This window comes from Asticcacaulis endophyticus, assembly GCF_014652575.1.
Lineage (GTDB): Bacteria > Pseudomonadota > Alphaproteobacteria > Caulobacterales > Caulobacteraceae > Asticcacaulis > Asticcacaulis endophyticus.
Map to the genome: position 1 here is coordinate 265,275 of NZ_BMZB01000002.1, position 16,506 is coordinate 281,780.

At 56.7% G+C, this 16,506-nt stretch carries 14 protein-coding genes and 1 pseudogene; 10 read left to right on the forward strand and 5 right to left on the reverse strand.

The window, feature by feature from the left end; all coding sequences use genetic code 11:
- Positions 1-25 precede the first annotated feature (25 nt).
- Positions 26-2,431 (reverse strand): annotated as a pseudogene (locus IE102_RS09610) (beta-L-arabinofuranosidase domain-containing protein); the annotation flags it as partial.
- A gap of 262 nt (positions 2,432-2,693) precedes the next feature.
- Here IE102_RS09610 and fumC point away from each other — a divergent pair.
- The 3 genes from fumC (at position 2,694) to IE102_RS09625 (ending at position 8,223) form a co-directional block, all read left to right on the forward strand.
- On the forward strand, positions 2,694-4,088 hold the full coding sequence (gene fumC, locus IE102_RS09615; protein ID WP_189486551.1) for a class II fumarate hydratase: 1,395 nt from the start codon (positions 2,694-2,696) through the stop codon (positions 4,086-4,088).
- Between the two features lie 138 nt (positions 4,089-4,226).
- Positions 4,227-7,601, forward strand: coding sequence for a class I SAM-dependent DNA methyltransferase (locus tag IE102_RS09620; RefSeq protein ID WP_373295598.1), 3,375 nt, complete (start codon positions 4,227-4,229; stop codon positions 7,599-7,601).
- A gap of 61 nt (positions 7,602-7,662) precedes the next feature.
- On the forward strand, positions 7,663-8,223 hold the full coding sequence (locus IE102_RS09625) for a PH domain-containing protein (protein WP_189486283.1): 561 nt from the start codon (positions 7,663-7,665) through the stop codon (positions 8,221-8,223).
- On the opposite strand, the gene IE102_RS09630 is transcribed toward IE102_RS09625, so the two are convergent.
- From IE102_RS09630 to IE102_RS09645, 4 genes are all read right to left on the reverse strand, one after another.
- Positions 8,220-9,215 (reverse strand): GIN domain-containing protein, encoded by a 996-nt coding sequence (locus IE102_RS09630; protein ID WP_189486284.1) that lies wholly within the window; start codon positions 9,213-9,215, stop codon positions 8,220-8,222. The two genes, IE102_RS09625 and IE102_RS09630, sit on opposite strands and share 4 nt — an antisense overlap.
- Positions 9,216-9,246: 31 nt before the next feature.
- Positions 9,247-9,387 (reverse strand): hypothetical protein, encoded by a 141-nt coding sequence (locus IE102_RS09635; protein WP_189486285.1) that lies wholly within the window; start codon positions 9,385-9,387, stop codon positions 9,247-9,249.
- A 194-nt stretch (positions 9,388-9,581) separates the two neighbouring features.
- The gene (locus IE102_RS09640) at positions 9,582-10,529 is read right to left on the reverse strand and encodes an alpha/beta hydrolase (protein ID WP_189486286.1); all 948 of its coding nucleotides are present in this window, start codon (positions 10,527-10,529) and stop codon (positions 9,582-9,584) included.
- Between the two features lie 44 nt (positions 10,530-10,573).
- Entirely contained in the window at positions 10,574-10,972 is a 399-nt protein-coding gene (locus IE102_RS09645; protein WP_189486287.1) for a YccF domain-containing protein, read from the reverse strand.
- 338 nt (positions 10,973-11,310) lie between these two features.
- Between IE102_RS09645 and IE102_RS09650 the strand changes: the two genes are divergently transcribed.
- The 7 genes from IE102_RS09650 (at position 11,311) to IE102_RS09680 (ending at position 16,504) form a co-directional block, all read left to right on the forward strand.
- Complete coding sequence (locus tag IE102_RS09650) at positions 11,311-11,514, forward strand: DUF4169 family protein (RefSeq protein WP_189486288.1); 204 nt, start codon at positions 11,311-11,313, stop codon at positions 11,512-11,514.
- Positions 11,515-11,665: 151 nt separating this feature from the next.
- A complete protein-coding gene (locus IE102_RS09655) occupies positions 11,666-11,905 on the forward strand; it encodes a ribbon-helix-helix domain-containing protein (RefSeq protein ID WP_189486289.1) in 240 nt (79 codons plus the stop codon).
- 306 nt (positions 11,906-12,211) lie between these two features.
- Entirely contained in the window at positions 12,212-14,521 is a 2,310-nt protein-coding gene (locus IE102_RS09660) for an ATP-dependent helicase (protein WP_189486290.1), read from the forward strand.
- Between the two features lie 17 nt (positions 14,522-14,538).
- On the forward strand, positions 14,539-15,321 hold the full coding sequence (locus IE102_RS09665; RefSeq protein WP_229807679.1) for a peptidylprolyl isomerase: 783 nt from the start codon (positions 14,539-14,541) through the stop codon (positions 15,319-15,321).
- A gap of 53 nt (positions 15,322-15,374) precedes the next feature.
- Positions 15,375-15,542 carry a hypothetical protein gene (locus tag IE102_RS09670; RefSeq protein WP_189486291.1) on the forward strand — a complete coding sequence of 56 codons (168 nt, stop codon included), beginning with the start codon at positions 15,375-15,377 and terminating at the stop codon, positions 15,540-15,542.
- A gap of 3 nt (positions 15,543-15,545) precedes the next feature.
- Complete coding sequence (locus IE102_RS09675) at positions 15,546-16,151, forward strand: hypothetical protein (protein WP_189486292.1); 606 nt, start codon at positions 15,546-15,548, stop codon at positions 16,149-16,151.
- Positions 16,148-16,504 (forward strand): RusA family crossover junction endodeoxyribonuclease, encoded by a 357-nt coding sequence (locus IE102_RS09680; RefSeq protein ID WP_189486293.1) that lies wholly within the window; start codon positions 16,148-16,150, stop codon positions 16,502-16,504. Before IE102_RS09675 ends, IE102_RS09680 begins: the two co-directional genes overlap by 4 nt.
- The last annotated feature ends 2 nt before the right edge of the window (positions 16,505-16,506 follow it).

Sequence of the window (16,506 nt, forward strand, 5' to 3'; positions counted from 1 at the left end):
TGTCGGTGCGGAACAGGCGCACATCATAGACCGAAGTCCACTGATCGCGGTCGGCCTCGAAACGCACGGCGATCTTGGATTTTCCGGCTGTGAGGTTGGCGGGCAGGGGATAGGTCTTTGTGTTCATGGTGGTGGTTGGCTCGCCTTCCAGACGTTCGCGCACAAATGGCTGACCGTCGATCAGGATGTTAAAGTCTTTGTTGCGATCGCGGCCGGCATAGGTGACCTGAAGCGCCAGAGTGCCGGGGCGCACCGCCATCTCAAACTGGAAATAGCCGCGGTTCATCATCCGCCCACGCAACGCCAAGTGGCTGATGACGCTGGTGTTAGGTGTGCCGTCGAAATTATGATCTTTTTCCGGCTGCTGTTCACCCAGACGGATGTGGTCGACCGTTGCGGCAGCTAGAGCGGCACGCGCCTTGGCGTCGGCCTTATAGCCAACTTCAACCGTCTGCCATTCGGCAGGTGAAAACCGGCGGAAATAGACGGCGGTGCGGTTATTATGCTGCGCGAAATAAGGCCGTAGGGTTAGATCATCGGGACGGCCCTTATCGGCCAACGTATAGGCATGATCACCCGTTGCGGATTTCAGCACCCCGTCCGCCGTATCAGCCACAATCGCCGGATCATAGCCTTCCCATGCCGCACTCATCGGCCCCAGATCGGCGGCCAGCACCAGAGGGCCGCTTAAGAATGCGATCAGATTGGCATCGTCCGGCATGGCCTCATGATAGGTCGTCATGGGCAGGGTCAGGTCGATCTTATCTCCGGTTTTCAGGCCGGTCAGGGTGATGTAACCGTCCTTAGGCGCAGTGGTTAAGGCCTTGCCATTCAGGGTTAGGCTCAGCGATTTGGCCCACACCGGCACCCGCAAGGCAAGCTCCGGCGCGCCCTGTTTCGGGGCCTGCGTCACGCGGATCGACACGGTGTCTTTCAGTGGAAAGGCCGTATCCATATCGAGCTTAAAGCCCTTATCGGCCCAGTTCAGGCTTGAGGCATAGTAGAGGTTGATGGCGACGCGATTGCCCGATTTCCAGTAAATGCTTTCACCGTGTTTCGAGTGGCTTTCCATACCGGAGCCAACACAGCACCAGAAGTCGTTATCGGGCGTGGAATGCACCCGGCCAAAGCCTGAGACCAGCGGCGAGAAATAGCTGAACATCCCCGTGGCCGGGTCCTGCTGAGACATGATGTGGTTGAGGTGGGCGCGCTCATAAAAATCGAAATAGCGCGCATCGCCTGACCAGCCATAAAGATGCCGCGTCAGACGCAGCATGTTATAGGTATTGCACGCTTCGCAGGTCTGCTGATCCAGCCGGGTCGATAACTGGCGCGGCATCCCGAAATGCTCATGGTCGGAATTGCCGCCGATGACGTAACTGTGGTCTTTGGTCACCGTTTCCCAGAAAAACAGCGCGGTTTTGGCGTGGTCTGCGCCTTGCGTCAGCTCATAGATACGGGCAGCCCCGATGACCTTGGGGATCTGGGTGTTGGCGTGCTTGCCGTTCAGTTCGTCGCGCCCCTGCGCCAGCGGATCGAGCACGGCCTTATGGCACAGGCGCTGCGACAGGGTCAGCCAGCGCTTATCGCCGGTGCGGGCATAAAGCTCGGCATAGGATTCGTTGATGCCGCCATGTTCGGCGCGCAGGATCTGCTGCACCTGGTCGTCGCTTAGGCCTTCGATTATCTTGCCGAAATAATCGCCCAGACCGATGGCGACCTTTAAGGACGCTGCATCCATACAGTATTTATGGGCATCAAGCGCGCCCGCGAAAACCTTATGGTAGGTGTAAACCGGCACCCAGCCGCCGTTGAGATCAAACCCCGACGTGCGGATATCGCCCCGGCGCAGTTCCTCATAGACGACCTTACCGTCGAGCGTTTTACCACCCCGATCCACCGTGGTGCCGCCGGCATAGCCATCGCCCTGTTTGGCCTGAATCTCGGCAAGTTCGCGGGTTATATAAAGCGCGCGGTCTTTGAACCGCTCATCACCGGTTTGGGCAAACATCAGCGAACAGGCGGATTGATAATGCCCCAGACTGTGGCCCGCTATACCGCGCGCTTCCCAGCCGCCGTAAAGTGCGCCCTTGGGTTCAAGTCCTGCGCCTGTGCGGAAGTTATGCAGCAGACGATCGGGTTCCAGCGCCAGCAGGTATTTCTGGTTGGTTTCAATCGAGGTCAGGAAAATCGATGGTTTTAGCCGCACGTCACTCAGCGGAAAAGGCGTCCAGGCGCTTTTGGGGGCGGGGGCGGCCTTTGCGTGCGAAACTACGCCAGCCCCTGCAAAAGCGGTCGCGGTAAACAGTGTTGCGCGTCGTGAAAACGTGAACATCTTATCATCCCTGGTGGTCGCGTGCCTTTTGGCATTGTATTTGTCGGACATAATTGCGGAATTTTCGGTGCGGTCAACCCCTGACACAGCTTTCATGGCAAAATAGGCGGTAATTTGTATGACCAATCCTGGCTTTGAGAATAATTCTACAGGCGGCACAAAGGGTTTGCACTTTTGGGCCTGAAGTCATAGGAAATGTGCGTATTTTTGCGGAGTGCGAACTATGGGCAAGGGCTTGTTTGGCGGACTGTTCGGATCGAAAAAGTCGAATAAGCCGCCGGTTAAGACATTTGAGGCTGAATCGCCGCCCGTAGCCACGCCCGCGACCCCCGACCCAACCGTTCAAGAGGCCCCCGTCATGACCAAAACCACCCGCACCGAGACCGATACCTTTGGACCTATTGAGGTTGATAATTCGAAATACTGGGGCGCACAGGCGCAGCGCTCGCTTGGCAATTTCAAGATCGGCTGGGAAAAGCAGCCCCTGCCAGTTGTGCGGGCGCTTGGCATCGTGAAACGCGCGGCGGCCGAAACCAATATGGCGCTGGGTAAGCTTGATCCGGCCATTGGCAATGCGGTCATCGCCGCCGCCAATGAAGTGATCGAGGGTAAGCTCGATGAGCATTTTCCGCTGGTGGTGTGGCAGACCGGGTCGGGCACCCAGTCGAACATGAATGCCAACGAAGTCATCTCCAACCGCGCTATTGAAATGCTGGGCGGGGAAATGGGCACCAAAAAGCCTGTCCACCCCAATGACCACGTCAATATGAGCCAGTCGTCGAACGACACCTATCCGACCGCCATGCACGTCGCCTGCGCCGAAGAGATCGTGCACCGCCTGCTGCCGGCGCTGCAGACCCTGCGCAATGCCCTGAACGACAAGTCCGAGGCCTGGAAAGACATTATCAAGATCGGTCGCACCCACACTCAGGACGCGACGCCTCTGACCCTGGGGCAGGAGTTCGGCGGCTATACCCAGCAACTGACCAACGGCATTGAGCGCATTTCGCAAACCCTGCCGAAGTTAATGCAATTGGCGCAAGGCGGCACGGCGGTCGGCACCGGCCTGAACGCCCCGATCGGCTTTGCTGAGGGCGTGGCTGACCGGATCGCGGCCATCACCGGCCTTGGGTTCACGACCGCGCCGAATAAGTTTGAGGCTCTGGCCGCCCACGACGCCATGGTGTTTTCGCACGGCGCCATCAATACGGTCGCGGCATCGCTGTTTAAAATCGCCAATGATATCCGTTTCTTAGGCTCCGGCCCGCGCGCGGGTCTGGGCGAACTGGCCCTGCCGGAAAACGAGCCGGGGTCGTCGATCATGCCGGGCAAGGTCAACCCGACCCAGTGCGAAGCGATGACGCAGGTCTGTGTGCAGATATTTGGCAACAATGCCGCCCTGACCTTTGCCGGTTCGCAAGGCCATTTTGAACTGAACGTCTATAATCCGGTCATGGCCTATAACTTCCTGCAAAGCGTGCGACTGCTGGCTGATGCGGCGGTAAGCTTCACCGATAACTGCGTGGTCGGCATTGAGCCGCGCATCGACAACATAAAAAAGGGTGTCGAAAACTCGCTGATGCTGGTGACGGCGCTGAATGGCAAACTCGGCTACGATGCCTGCGCCAAGATCGCCAAGACCGCCCACAAAAACGGCACGACCTTACGCGAAGAAGCCGTCGGCGGCGGCTACCTGACTAATGAGGAATTTGACCAGTTCGTCCGCCCGGAAAACATGGTCTCGCCGGGTTAAGACCAACGACCAATTCAAGATAATTTACGGCGCGGTGGTTTCCATCGCGCCGTTTTCTTTTGAGTCGTTTCCCTCATAGAGGGCTTTATGACTTTATAAATCTATAAGTTGTATTTGTTCCGAATTCACGTTTAGGGGGTGGATTTGGATATTGAGGCTTTCTTAAATCGCTGGACGAAGGGCGAAGGCGGGGCAGAGCGCGCTAATTATGGACTTTTCCTAAGCGAATTATGCGATGTTCTGGGCGTAGCGCGCCCCGATCCGGCTGAGGGCGGGGCAAGGTTGGGGGAGTATCAGTTCGAAGACCCCGTCCGTTCGCGCGAATCCGAAGGCGTCAAATCGACCAAGCGCATCGATCTTTATAAGCGCGATGCCTTTATCCTTGAGGCCAAACAGTCGCATCAGAAAGCGCGCGGCCTGCCGACCGAGCAGGCCGTTCTGCCGGGGCTGGAGCCTGTGGCTCTGGGGCGGCGTGGGGCGTCGAAATCGTGGGATGACATGATGATGCGGGCGCGGTCTCAGGCCGAAGCCTATGTGGCACGCTTGCCGATACATCATACGGCCCCGCCGTTCCTGATCATTTGCGATGTCGGCCACAGCTTTGAAATCTTTGCTGATTTTTCCGGTACAGGCCGCAACTATGCCCAGTTTCCTGACCGCAAGGGTTACCGGATATATCTCGAAGATCTGCGCAACCCGGACATACGCGTCCGGCTCAAAGCCATCTGGGACGATGCGCACAGCCTTGATCCCACTCGTGAGCGGGCCCGCGTCACGCACCAGATCGCCACACGATTGGCCGCGGTGTCCAAGGTGCTGGAGACACAGAAACACCCGGCCGAAGCGGTGGCGCAGTTCCTGATGCGCTGCGTTTTTACGATGTTTGCCGAGGACGTGAAACTGCTGCCACCCGACAGTTTCAAGACCCTGCTGGAGCGTTGCCGCGAGAACCCGAAAATTTTCGTGCCGATGATGGAGGATCTGTGGGCGCGCATGGATACCGGCGGATTCAGCTCCGGCATAGGTGAGCATATCCGTCACTTTAACGGCGGCCTGTTTAAACATGCCCGCGCCTTTGCGCTGGCCAAGGAAGAGATCGGTGAACTGATCGCCGCCGCCCATGCTGACTGGCGGATGGTTGAGCCGGCGATTTTCGGCACCCTGCTGGAGCAGGCGCTTGATCCGGGTGAGCGCTCAAAACTGGGGGCGCATTTCACGCCGCGCGCCTATGTTGACCGGCTGGTCAATGTGGTGGTGATTGAGCCGCTGCGCGAAGAATGGCGCGTGGTCAGGATGGCCATTGAGGACCTAAAAGTCAGCAACGACGCAAAGACTGCGGTCATTAAGGCGCGGGCCTTTCATGGGCGGCTGTGTGAGGTGCGGGTGCTCGATCCGGCGTGTGGCACGGGTAATTTCCTGTATGCGGCTTTGGAGCTGATCAAACGGCTGGAGGCCGAGGTTTTAGAACTGATCGTTGAACTGGGTGGGCAGGAAGATTTAATCGCTGCGGTCGATCCGCACCAGTTTTTAGGGATTGAGCTTAATCCCCGCGCGGCGGCGATTGCTGAACTGGTCGTGTGGATCGGTTACCTGCAATGGCATTACCGCACCTATGACAGCCACCCCAATGATCCGATCCTGCGCGACTTTCATAATGTGGTCAATAAGGATGCGGTGCTGACCTGGGATGGCTATCCGGATGCGTTAAACGGTTATCTGAATGCCCGCCTGCCGGATTGGCCCGAAGCCGACTTCATTGTCGGCAACCCGCCGTTTATCGGCGGCAAGGACGTGCGCGAACGCTTAGGCGGCGCTTACGTCGAAGCGCTGTGGAAAGTGCATAAGGCCATGAACGATAGCGCTGATTTCGTCATGTACTGGTGGGATAGGGCGGCGGATATATTGCTGAAGAAAAAGATCAAGCTGGTCCGCTTTGGCTTTGTGACCACCAATTCGATCACTCAGGTGTTTCAGCGCAAAACAACCGAGCGCTATCTGGGTGCCAAGAAGCCCCTAAGCCTGATCTATGCCATCGCCGATCATCCGTGGACCAAGGCCACCAAGGATTCCGCAGCCGTGCGAATTGCTATGACGGCGGCACGGGCGGGCACCTATGACGGGGTTTTGGATGAGGTAATGTCGGAACGGGGTCTCGACAGCGACGATCCGCAGATAGGCTATCAGGCGGTGACCGGACGGATTAATTCTGATCTGACCGTGGGGGTGGATGTCACACAATCGAAGGCCTTGCTGGCAATGCAGGGCCTATGTTCGCCGGGTGTTAAACTGCACGGTGACGGTTTTATTGTGACGCCACAACAGGCGCAACATCTGGGTTTGGGACGGCGAGAAGGCCTTGAGCGCCATATTCGCGAATATCGCAATGGCCGCGATTTAGCCGCCAGACCGCGCGGGGTTATGGTTATCGACCTGTTTGGTCTTACCGCCGATCAGGTCAGGACGCGCTATCCAGAAGTTTACCAGCATCTTGTGCTGACGGTTAAGGAAAACAAGGACAAGGATGGCAAGGTCATAGGCCGCGATGCCAATAATCGAGACACCTATAAACTTAACTGGTGGATTTTTGGGGAGCCACGCAGGGATTTAAGGCCCGCGCTCGAAGGTTTGCCGCGCTATATCGCTACACCTGAAACCACTAAACATCGGGTATTCCAATTTCTTGAAGCGGAGATTTTACCAGACAATATGCTAATTGCCTTGGCGCTTGATGACCCATTCGTTTTGGGTGTCTTGTCGAGCAAAGCCAATATGATATGGGCGGCAGCAATGTCCGCATCGTTGGGGCCAACCCCAAGATATACCAAATCCCGCTGCTTTGATCCCTTCCCATTCCCCGATGCCACGCCAACGCAAAAGACTGAGATAGGGGAGATTGCCGAAGCGCTCGATGCCCACCGTAAGCGGGTGCTGTCCGACCATCCGCACCTGACTCTGACCGGGCTTTATAATGTGCTGGAACGCTTACGGGCAGGGATCACTCCCGATGGCCTGATGCCCGATGAGCGCCGCACCTTTGATGAAGGGCTGGTGCTGATCCTTAAGGAATATCACGACCGCCTCGATGCTGCGGTGCTGCGCGCCTATGGCTGGGCGGCGACTTTCAGCGAAGAGACGACCCTGGCCAACCTGGTGGCGCTCAATAAACAGCGCGCGCAGGAAGAAGCCACCGGGGAAGTCAAATGGCTCAGGCCAGACTACCAGATCCCGCGCTTTGCCAAGCAAACCAAGGCCAAAACCGGCCAACTGGAGCTTGAGGACATTGTGCTGGCGGCCGGTCGTCCGGCCTTCCCCAAAACGCGCGACGATCAGCCCTTTGCCGTGCTGCAACTGCTGGAACGCTCAGGCGTCATGTCGGAAGATGAGGTCATCCGCGCCTTTGACCATGGCGGCCGCCATAAGGCCCGTATTATGAGCGTGCTCAGGACGCTGGATACCTATGGCCACGTCAATCAGACGGGTGAGGGGCGATTTATTGCCAACCGCGCGGCGTGATCGGGGCTGGTCAAATGTCTTAAGCGCGGTATAGTCGGGCGTCTCAGCAAGGGGGGATGTTATGGCGCGGTATGTAGATACAGCTTTGAGTGTGGGGGAGCCAATCCTTTATGATGCCAAGGTACACTGGGCGGTGTTTCTTGAGCCGTTCACCAAATGGATCGGCACGGCGGTGGTGCTGGCCATTTTCTGGACGTTCATCGGGGGGCGCATCACCGGTGATTTAAGTGAGACCCTGGCCGATGAGCGGGCGACGCAGGCGCTGGGGTGGTTAAGTGCCTTGTCCTTCACCCATATCGTTATATTGATCGCCGTGCTGGTCGGGGTGCAAAGCCTGATCAAGGCGCTGATCTATTACTACAATTCCGACTTTGTGCTGACCGACCGCAGGGTGATCTCGAAATTTGGCCTGCTCAGCCGAACGACCAGCGAACAGCGGTTGTCCAAGGTCGAGTCGATCCATGTCTACCAAAGCTTTCTGGGGCGGCTGCTGAACTATGGCACGGTGACGGTCACCGGTACCGGCTCATCGGCCACCAAGTTTGGGCCGATGGCCGATCCGATTGGCTGCAAACGTGCCATTGAGACCCAGCTTGATCTGATTAAACCTGACGCCGGTTAATTTCCAACCCGCACCGAGCCTGAGCCCATCACGCGCTTATTAACGCTGCCGGTGACGCGGCCAAAACGGACATCGCCGGAGCCTGCGATTGAGGCATCGACATCACCGGCGCTGCCGCCAAAGTGAACGTCCCCCGATCCCGCCAGACTGATGCTGACGCGGTCGGCGTGGCCGTCGCGGATGGAAAAATCTCCTGAGCCGGCGCCGGAAATATCGACATTGCCTTCGACGCGGGCAACGACGGCGTCCCCTGAGCCGGAGGTCCGGATCGACAGGTTGCCGTTGATCGCCCCAAGGCTCAGGTCGCCCGATCCGGAATTGCTGATGCTGGCCGGGCCACCGACATTACCTGAACTGAAATCCGATGAGCCGGAGTTGGACAGGTCCAGCTTTCGGACCGGCCCCAGAGCCACATCGCCGGAGCCAGATGTCGCCACACGTGTGTCTCCGGCTGAGGTGATGCGAATGTCACCTGACCCGGAATTGGCCAGTTCAAGCGGGCCTGAGACCGCGCCCGCAGTCCACGTGCCGCAACTGGACAGGGACAGTTTCAAGGCGCGAGTGTCGCCAATCTCACCAAAGGTCGGGCTGGAAGCCGACAGGCGCACGTCGCGCGGTGTGCGGACATAGATGATGGGCAGGTCATCATAGCTGATGTTACCGACGCCCAAAACCTCGACCGTGCGGCGGCTGTAGGTCTTGCCGTCACCGATTGCCAGGTTGATATGGCTACCGCAGCTTTTGACCTTACGGTTAAGGCCGCCACTGACGATCAGCTTATCGCCTTTGTGGCTGACCGTCAGCTTAGGCAGTTTTGGGTTGTTTTTAACCTTAAGATCGATATCGGCGCGATCTTCGGGGGTGACGACGACGTGGGCCACCATGTGCTTGAGTTCCAGTTCGGTGGCCGCCTGAGCGCGCGCACTCAAAGCGGCCACAAACACAACCGGCGTGACCATGAACAGGCAGGTGATAAGGCTGGGTTTACGCATATTGATCCCTCGCGGTCAGTCAGTGGACGGATTAACCGTTATGGTCGGCAGAGGTGGCTACAGCATAGGTCGCCGGTTCAGGGGCCGCCGGGGCGGAACTAATGGTCAGGAGGGACGCGGCCATAACCAGAGCGGCGAACGAAAAGATAAACGGGGTGACAGAATAGGTCATTTTAAACATCCTTGTGTGTGGTGTTGGGGTACAGATTTGAAGCGTTTGGCTTCGGAACTGCCCCCTAAATGACGCAAGGATGGTTTGGTTTCAAATTAAATGGATGTCATGACGCCGATTTAATATATTAAACAAAATCAATGTGTTAATATGAATTTTTTGTAATGTTATAGCGCGCTTTAACCCTCTGACGTTTAAGAAAAAAGTCCTCTGGCGCGCGCATAGCTCAGGAACAGATCGTCCCATTTGGCCCTGGGGGCGTTGAGACCATAGCCGTGGCCGCCTTCGGCAAACAGGTGGGTTTCGACCTTTATGCCGTGGGTTTTGAGTGCGTCCCGTAACAAAAGCGCATTGGCGACGGGCACCGTGCCGTCATCTTCGCTGTGGACGATGAAGGCGGGCGGTGTGGCGGGGCCTACCTGTTTGTCGGTCGAAAACTGATTTACCATGTTTTCAGCCGGGGCCGCGCCCAACAGGTTGGTACGCGATCCGCCGTGCGATATGCCCTCCGCCATCGAAATCACCGGATAGATGGGCGCGAACAGGGCCGGGCGGGCGCTTAAAGCATCCGCCGTGTCGACGGCTTCATAAGCCTTATGATCAAACAGGGTCGCCAGCGACGCGCACAGATGGCCCCCTGCGCTGAAGCCAATCGCGCCTGTCCGGTCGGGATCGACGCCGTAGCTGGCATGGTGGTGGCGGATGAGTCTGATCGCGCGTTGGGCATCCGCCAGCGGGGCCAGATGAGGTGTCGCCCAGCCCTCAGCCGGCAGGCGGTAGGTCAGGATAAAGGCGGTGACACCTTGGGCCGCCAGCCAGCGGGCAATTTCATGGCCTTCGTTGTCGATCGATACAAAGCGGTAGCCACCACCGGGAATGACCAGCATGGCCGCCCCATTGGGTTTTTGCGGACGGTATATGGTCAGGCGCGGCTGAGAGACGCCGGTGACAAAGCGTTTGGTGTTGCCGGACGGGGCGGCGACTTCCTGACGGGCCGGATTGAGGTCACCTGCCGGACCCTTGGGCCACAGCGGCATGACTTCGGAACTGTCCGTTGGGCGCGTTTCGGAATGCGAACCCGTCGGTATGGTCAGGCTGGCGATCAGGCCTGCGCCCAAAAGATGGCGGCGGTCGATAGGCATCAGGTAATCCCCCGTATGTTGACGCGGGGACTTTGTCCGATGGATCAGCGCTTTTCAACCACCATTTTACCGACCGGCGCCAGGGCCAGTTGTGCCAGTTGCAAATCCTTAAACGCAAACGGCAGGCCGATAATGGTAATCGCCTCTCCGACCGCGGCGATCAGGTGAGCCAGCGCAATATACCAGCCAGCAAAGACGAACCATATAATATTGAGAAACAACCCGATGGCCCCGGTGCCGATATCGCTGCGGCCGGTGTGGTCGTCGCGGTCAACGATTTCCTTACCGAACGGCCAGAAGGCAAAGCCAGCGATGCGCCAGGCGGACAGCGCCCACGGCAGGCCGACAATGGTGATGGCCAGAAAGAACCCGCCCAGCAGCCACAGGCAGCCGCAAATGAAGCCGCCGAAGATGAACCAAAGCAGATTAAGCAGTAATCTCATGAGGGGGCTCGCTGTAAGATAAGGTGGTTGGTACCGGATGCCGACACTATAGGGTAAAGGCGGCGGTAATCACGTTAAATTTCATTTATGCGGTATTGCGGCAGGCGTATAATTAAGCCTGTAAATGACCGGTGGGGCCCTGCATATATTCTATGGGTCTACTTAAGGCAAAATCATGGAAGGGTAGAACTATGCTGCAACTGCGCGCAAGTCGCGCCGGAGAGGGTAACATGCTCACTTCATATGGTTTCGTTTTTAAGTATAAAAGTGAAGTTCTTTTTTGATTCGTGGTGCGAAAGCCGGTTTTTTGAACCTTTGTAGTAATGAGAATAGTTTTCATGTCCAATATCGTAAATCTCAACAAGGCGCGTAAGGCCAAAAACAAGGCTGATAAGCAAAAGAAGGCGGGTGAAAACCGTATAATATTTGGAATCTCAACCAAGATTAGAAATGTTGAAATAAAAAAGGCAGATTTGGAGTCAAAAAAACTGGATCAACGATTGCTAAGTCCGTTAGATGGTAATAAAAAGGACGAGTGTTAAACAATAAAGTCATGTTCTAAATTAGCCTTTACGGGCATGGTCTTATAATACCGCGCATTACCATGAATAAATGTACCTCATCCAAGTACAGTATAAACCCCAAAGAAACATACGCTGTCGTGGAAAGACGTCGTGAAGTTGGAGGAACCTCATGCCTGGTTTAAAAAAACGCTCTGTTAATCTTGCCGGACACGCCACGTCGGTGGCGCTGGAGCCGGAGTTCTGGACGGTGCTTGAGGATATGTCCAAGGAGCGCAGGGTAAGTCTGGCGGCTCTGATCGCGGACCTCGACTCCCGGCGCGGCGAATCGCTTCTGGCGTCGTTCTGCCGTCTGTCGGCGCTCGCCTTCGTGCAGGCCAAGGCGGGTGGTGCGAAGAAAAAGAAAGCCTGATTTTGCACCGCTTTTTTACCCCCTGTTAGTTTCTTAAAAAAACTTATAGGGGGTAAGGTTTGCGCTGTGTGGGCATAAACTGCGATATGATTTGGATCGCGGTTGAAAATCGGCTTATGATGCGAACAAAACATGACTCGCGCGCCGTGGAGCGTTTTCCCATCAAATGGATTCATTTGATGGGTCAGAAAGGGCGACCACAAAAATCAGAGCCTTTCATCCAAGAAAACAGATGAAGGGCTCCGGCGTGACGGTTCTGCCGCATCGGCTTTGGGAATACCCAAAGCCCTAAGCTATGGTTCATACATGAGTGCAATCCCTATCAGCGTTCAGGCATCAAGCCATCTTGGTGCGTCTGCGCCGGATTATATGAGCGGTCTCAACCCCGAACAGGCCAAAGCTGTGCGCACGGTGACGGGGCCGGTTCTGGTGCTGGCCGGGGCGGGCACGGGCAAGACGCGCGTGCTGACGACCCGGATTGCCCACATTCTGAAACAGGGGCTGGCGCGGCCGTCTGAGATCCTGTGTGTGACCTTTACCAATAAGGCGGCGCGTGAAATGCGTGAGCGGGCCGAGCGCCTGATTGGCCCTGCGGCGACCGGGCTTTATAATCTGGGGACGTTCCATTCGATCGCCGCTCAGATTTTGCGCCGTCATGCCGAACTGGTTGGTCTGAAATCGACCTTTACGATCCTTGATGACGACGATCAGGTGCGTCTGCTTAAACAGATCATCGAAGGCCGCCGGATTGATACCAAACGCTTTCCACCCAAGACTTTGGCGCACTTTATTGATCAGTGGAAGAACAAGGGGCTGACGCCCGAACAGGTTGCCAAACTGAACGATGCCAAAAAATGTGATGAAGGAGCTGATTTCGCGTTTGGAAAGGGCGCAGAAATCTACGCCGAATATCAGGATCGCCTGCGAGTGCTCAATGCCTGCGATTTTGGCGATCTGTTGTTGCATACCCTCAAGATTTTCACCCAGTACCACGAAGTGCTGGCCCAGTATCATGCCCGCTTTAAATATATTCTGGTCGATGAGTATCAGGACACCAATGTCGCCCAGTATCTGTGGCTGCGGATACTGACCAATGCGGATCGCAATCTGTGCTGTGTGGGGGATGACGATCAGTCGATCTATGGCTGGCGCGGGGCGGAAGTCGATAATATCCTGAAATTTGAGCGCGACTATCCGGGCGCGGAAGTCATCCGGCTGGAGCGCAATTACCGCTCAACTAAGCATATTCTGGGCGCGGCGGCGGGCCTGATCAAGGCCAACAGCGCGCGTCTGGGCAAGACCCTGTGGACCGAAGACCAGGGTGGCAAAAAGGTTTTGGTGCAGGGCATCTGGGATTCGGCGGCTGAGGCCCAATGGGTATCCGAAGATATCGAAAAACAGAAAAAATCCGGCCGGGCCTATCAGGACATGGCCGTGCTGGTGCGGGCGTCGTTTCAGATGCGGGCCTTTGAAGAACGCTTCCTGATGCTGCAAATCCCATACGTCGTCATCGGCGGGCCGCGCTTTTTCGAGCGGGCGGAAATCCGTGACGCGATTGCCTACCTTCGGCTGATCCAGTCGCCGGACGATGATCTGGCCTTTGAGCGCATCATCAATGTGCCTAAGCGCGGCATCGGCGATGCGACGGTGCAAAAACTGCTGATGCAGGCGCGGGTGGCGGGCCAGAGCGTGATGGCCGCCGTGCGCGACCTGATTGACACCGATGAATTGCCGACGCGCGCCCGTACCCCTTTGACGGCGTTTGTGCGCGACTATGACCGCTGGCGCGAGCTGGCCAAGACCATCAAGCATGACATGCTGCTCGATACTGTCCTGACCGATGCCGGCTATTATGACATGCATCGCGCCGATAAGGTGTCGGGGCAGTCGCGGCTGGATAACCTTAAGGAAATGGTCAATTCGATGGGCGATTTCGAGGACCTCAGCGCATACCTGGAGCATGTGGCTTTGGTGATGGAGCTTGAGCGCGACGCCGGGGCCAATTCGGTCAAGATCATGACCCTGCACGGCGCCAAGGGGCTGGAGTTTCCGGTGGTTTATTTGCCGGGCTGGGAGGAAGGCATCTTCCCGTCGCAGCGTTCAATGGACGAAAGCGGTCTGCGCGGGCTGGAAGAGGAGCGCCGACTGGCCTATGTCGGCATCACCCGCGCCCGCGAGGAGGCCCGCATCAGTTTTGTGGCTAACCGGCAGGTCTATGGGCGCTGGACGTCGCAACTGCCGTCGCGCTTTATTGATGAAATGCCGATCGAGCATGTTGAGGCCGTCTCCCAGACCGGCTACGCGCAGGCCGGTTGGACCTCGCAGGAATCGCGCTGGGATCGGGCAGGCTATCAGCCGAACTATACCAAGCGCGAAGAGCCGAAAACATTTGGCGGCAATCTGTCGGGTGTCGATATGAGCCGTCTGGAATCGCGGCCCCACCGGCCGTCGGCTCCGGCGAAACCGCAGCCGTCCAAGGGGCTGCCGGTCGGGACGCGCGTATTCCACGTCAAGTTCGGCTACGGCGAGGTTAAGGAAACCGAAGGCAATAAGCTGATTGTGCGCTTTGAGACCGGCGATAAAAAGGTCATGGACAGCTTTGTGGAAAAGGCGTGACGATGAAGATGTGGAGGATGGGCTTAGCGGCCCTGATGATGGCGAGTGGTGCACACGCCGCGGACTGGAAGCCGCTGGATGCGGGTAACACGTTGGTGGTCGATACGTCCAAGGGGCAGGTGATTATCGCCCTGTCGCCCGAAATGGCCCCGCAGGCGGCTGAGCGCATCAAGACTCTGACGCGGCGTGGGTTCTATGACGGGTTATTGTTCCACCGGGTTATACCGCAGTTTGTGGCCCAGACCGGCAACCCGAACAATAAGGACGGAGGCAAAAGCGACCTGCCGAACCTTGCGCTGGAGTCCGTATTTAATCTGAAAACCACGCCGCATTATACCGCTGCGCGGCCTGTGACCGGTGCGGTCGGCTTTATTGGGGCGACACCGTTTGCCTCGACCAATGACTATCATATCAAGACCGGTGCCGTGCGGGCCTGGGGGACGCATTGCGCCGGTGTGGTCGGTATGGGGCGCGACGATGAGCCGAAGAACTCAGCCAATAGCGAGCTTTATATTACCCTGTCGGATGTGTCGCGGCTGGATCGGGACTATACGGTGGTCGGGCGTGTGGTATCTGGCTTTGAGATTGTGAAAGCCCTGAACGCCGGTGAACCGCCCGCATCGCCGGATGCGATGGCGCGGGTCAGAGTGTTGGGCGATATCCATGAAACAGAGCGGCCCAGGCTTGAGATTATGGATGTGTCCGGTGCGGCGTTTAAGGCTCATGTGACCACGATACGTGCTGAACGCGGTGCTGATTTTTCAGTGTGTGACACCACTGTGCCCGTGCGGGCGCGTTAGGTTATTTTGAAAGCTGACTTGATTTTTTAAGGTGTCGGGCGGATATTGAACCTATGAACATGCAGGCGCCCAAATCGTTTAAAAAGGCAGACAGCCGCCCCAAGGTGCTTGGGGTGACCAAGGACGGCGTGAAAATCCTGGCCCCGCGTCGGAAAGCCACGAATTTTACCCAAACCGAACTGCGTGAGGCCGTGGCCAAAGCTTTGGCTAAAAGCGCCTGATAAATGAACTCTGAGGATGTTTTCATTAATTGTCCGTTTTCGGATGACTATGATCAACATTTCAAAGCCATAATCTTTACGGTCATTCGCAGTGGTTTCATCCCCAGATGTGCGCGTGAAGATGACGACGGGGGCGATGTTCGTTTTGAAAAGATTTGCCGGATCATTGCCGAAAGCAAATACGGCATTCATGATATTTCCAAGACTGAACTTGATGAAGCGTCGGGCTTGCCGCGCTTCAATATGCCGTTTGAACTGGGCCTGTTTCTGGGGGCGAAAAAATATGCCCCTGAACAGGTGGCTAAAAAGGCGATCATCTTTGATCGCGCGGCCTATAGGTATCAGCAGTTCATTTCCGATATAGCCGGGCAGGATATTCATGCCCACGAAGGCGATATCCGTCGATTGATCATTGACATAGCGGCATGGCTGCGCCGGGCTTCGCGGCGCAAAACCGTACCCGGAGGTCAGGTTATCGCGGATGAGTTTGATAATTTTGCGCGTGACTTACCCATTATGATTGAGGCAAAGCAATTGTCTTTAGTGGATTTGACCTATGCCGATGATGTCGGCCTTATGACCGAATGGCTGGCGCAGAAAAATCAATGACAGACTGGATCGCTTCGGGAAAAGTGCGGGCGCGGGAGACTGAGGAGGGAATTGAAATCCTGATCGACGGTCTGACGACGCAGGGGCGTTATTATAAGCCGCTGGTCTATGAATTTTTCCGTAAAGAGTGGAGAGGTGCGCGTCCGGCCTACGGCGACTACGGCGTAGAAATCCGCATGGAACATATCGGCGATCCCCCGTGGATGGACCTCGACAACCTCGCCAAGGCTTTACTGGATGCCATCAAAGGTTTTGTGTTTCACGACGACAGCCAGGTGGCGCGGCTTTTGGTCGAGCGTCATGAAGGCGAGCGCGAACAGATTCATATCAAGGTCTATGCCCTAAAGCGATAAGC

Excerpts from the sequence above, each read along its gene's own strand:
- IE102_RS09650 (WP_189486288.1), top strand. The coding sequence starts at position 11,311 with ATGTCCAATATCGTAAATCTCAACAAGGCGCGTAAGGCCAAAAACAAG.
- IE102_RS09635 (WP_189486285.1), bottom strand. The coding sequence starts at position 9,387 with ATGACCTATTCTGTCACCCCGTTTATCTTTTCGTTCGCCGCTCTGGTT.
- IE102_RS09625 (WP_189486283.1), top strand. The coding sequence starts at position 7,663 with ATGGCGCGGTATGTAGATACAGCTTTGAGTGTGGGGGAGCCAATCCTT.
- fumC (WP_189486551.1), top strand. The coding sequence starts at position 2,694 with ATGACCAAAACCACCCGCACCGAGACCGATACCTTTGGACCTATTGAG.
- IE102_RS09655 (WP_189486289.1), top strand. The coding sequence starts at position 11,666 with ATGCCTGGTTTAAAAAAACGCTCTGTTAATCTTGCCGGACACGCCACG.
- IE102_RS09680 (WP_189486293.1), top strand. The coding sequence starts at position 16,148 with ATGACAGACTGGATCGCTTCGGGAAAAGTGCGGGCGCGGGAGACTGAG.
- IE102_RS09630 (WP_189486284.1), bottom strand. The coding sequence starts at position 9,215 with ATGCGTAAACCCAGCCTTATCACCTGCCTGTTCATGGTCACGCCGGTT.
- IE102_RS09660 (WP_189486290.1), top strand. The coding sequence starts at position 12,212 with ATGAGTGCAATCCCTATCAGCGTTCAGGCATCAAGCCATCTTGGTGCG.
- IE102_RS09665 (WP_229807679.1), top strand. The coding sequence starts at position 14,539 with ATGGGCTTAGCGGCCCTGATGATGGCGAGTGGTGCACACGCCGCGGAC.
- IE102_RS09640 (WP_189486286.1), bottom strand. The coding sequence starts at position 10,529 with ATGCCTATCGACCGCCGCCATCTTTTGGGCGCAGGCCTGATCGCCAGC.
- IE102_RS09675 (WP_189486292.1), top strand. The coding sequence starts at position 15,546 with ATGAACTCTGAGGATGTTTTCATTAATTGTCCGTTTTCGGATGACTAT.
- IE102_RS09670 (WP_189486291.1), top strand. The coding sequence starts at position 15,375 with ATGAACATGCAGGCGCCCAAATCGTTTAAAAAGGCAGACAGCCGCCCC.
- IE102_RS09645 (WP_189486287.1), bottom strand. The coding sequence starts at position 10,972 with ATGAGATTACTGCTTAATCTGCTTTGGTTCATCTTCGGCGGCTTCATT.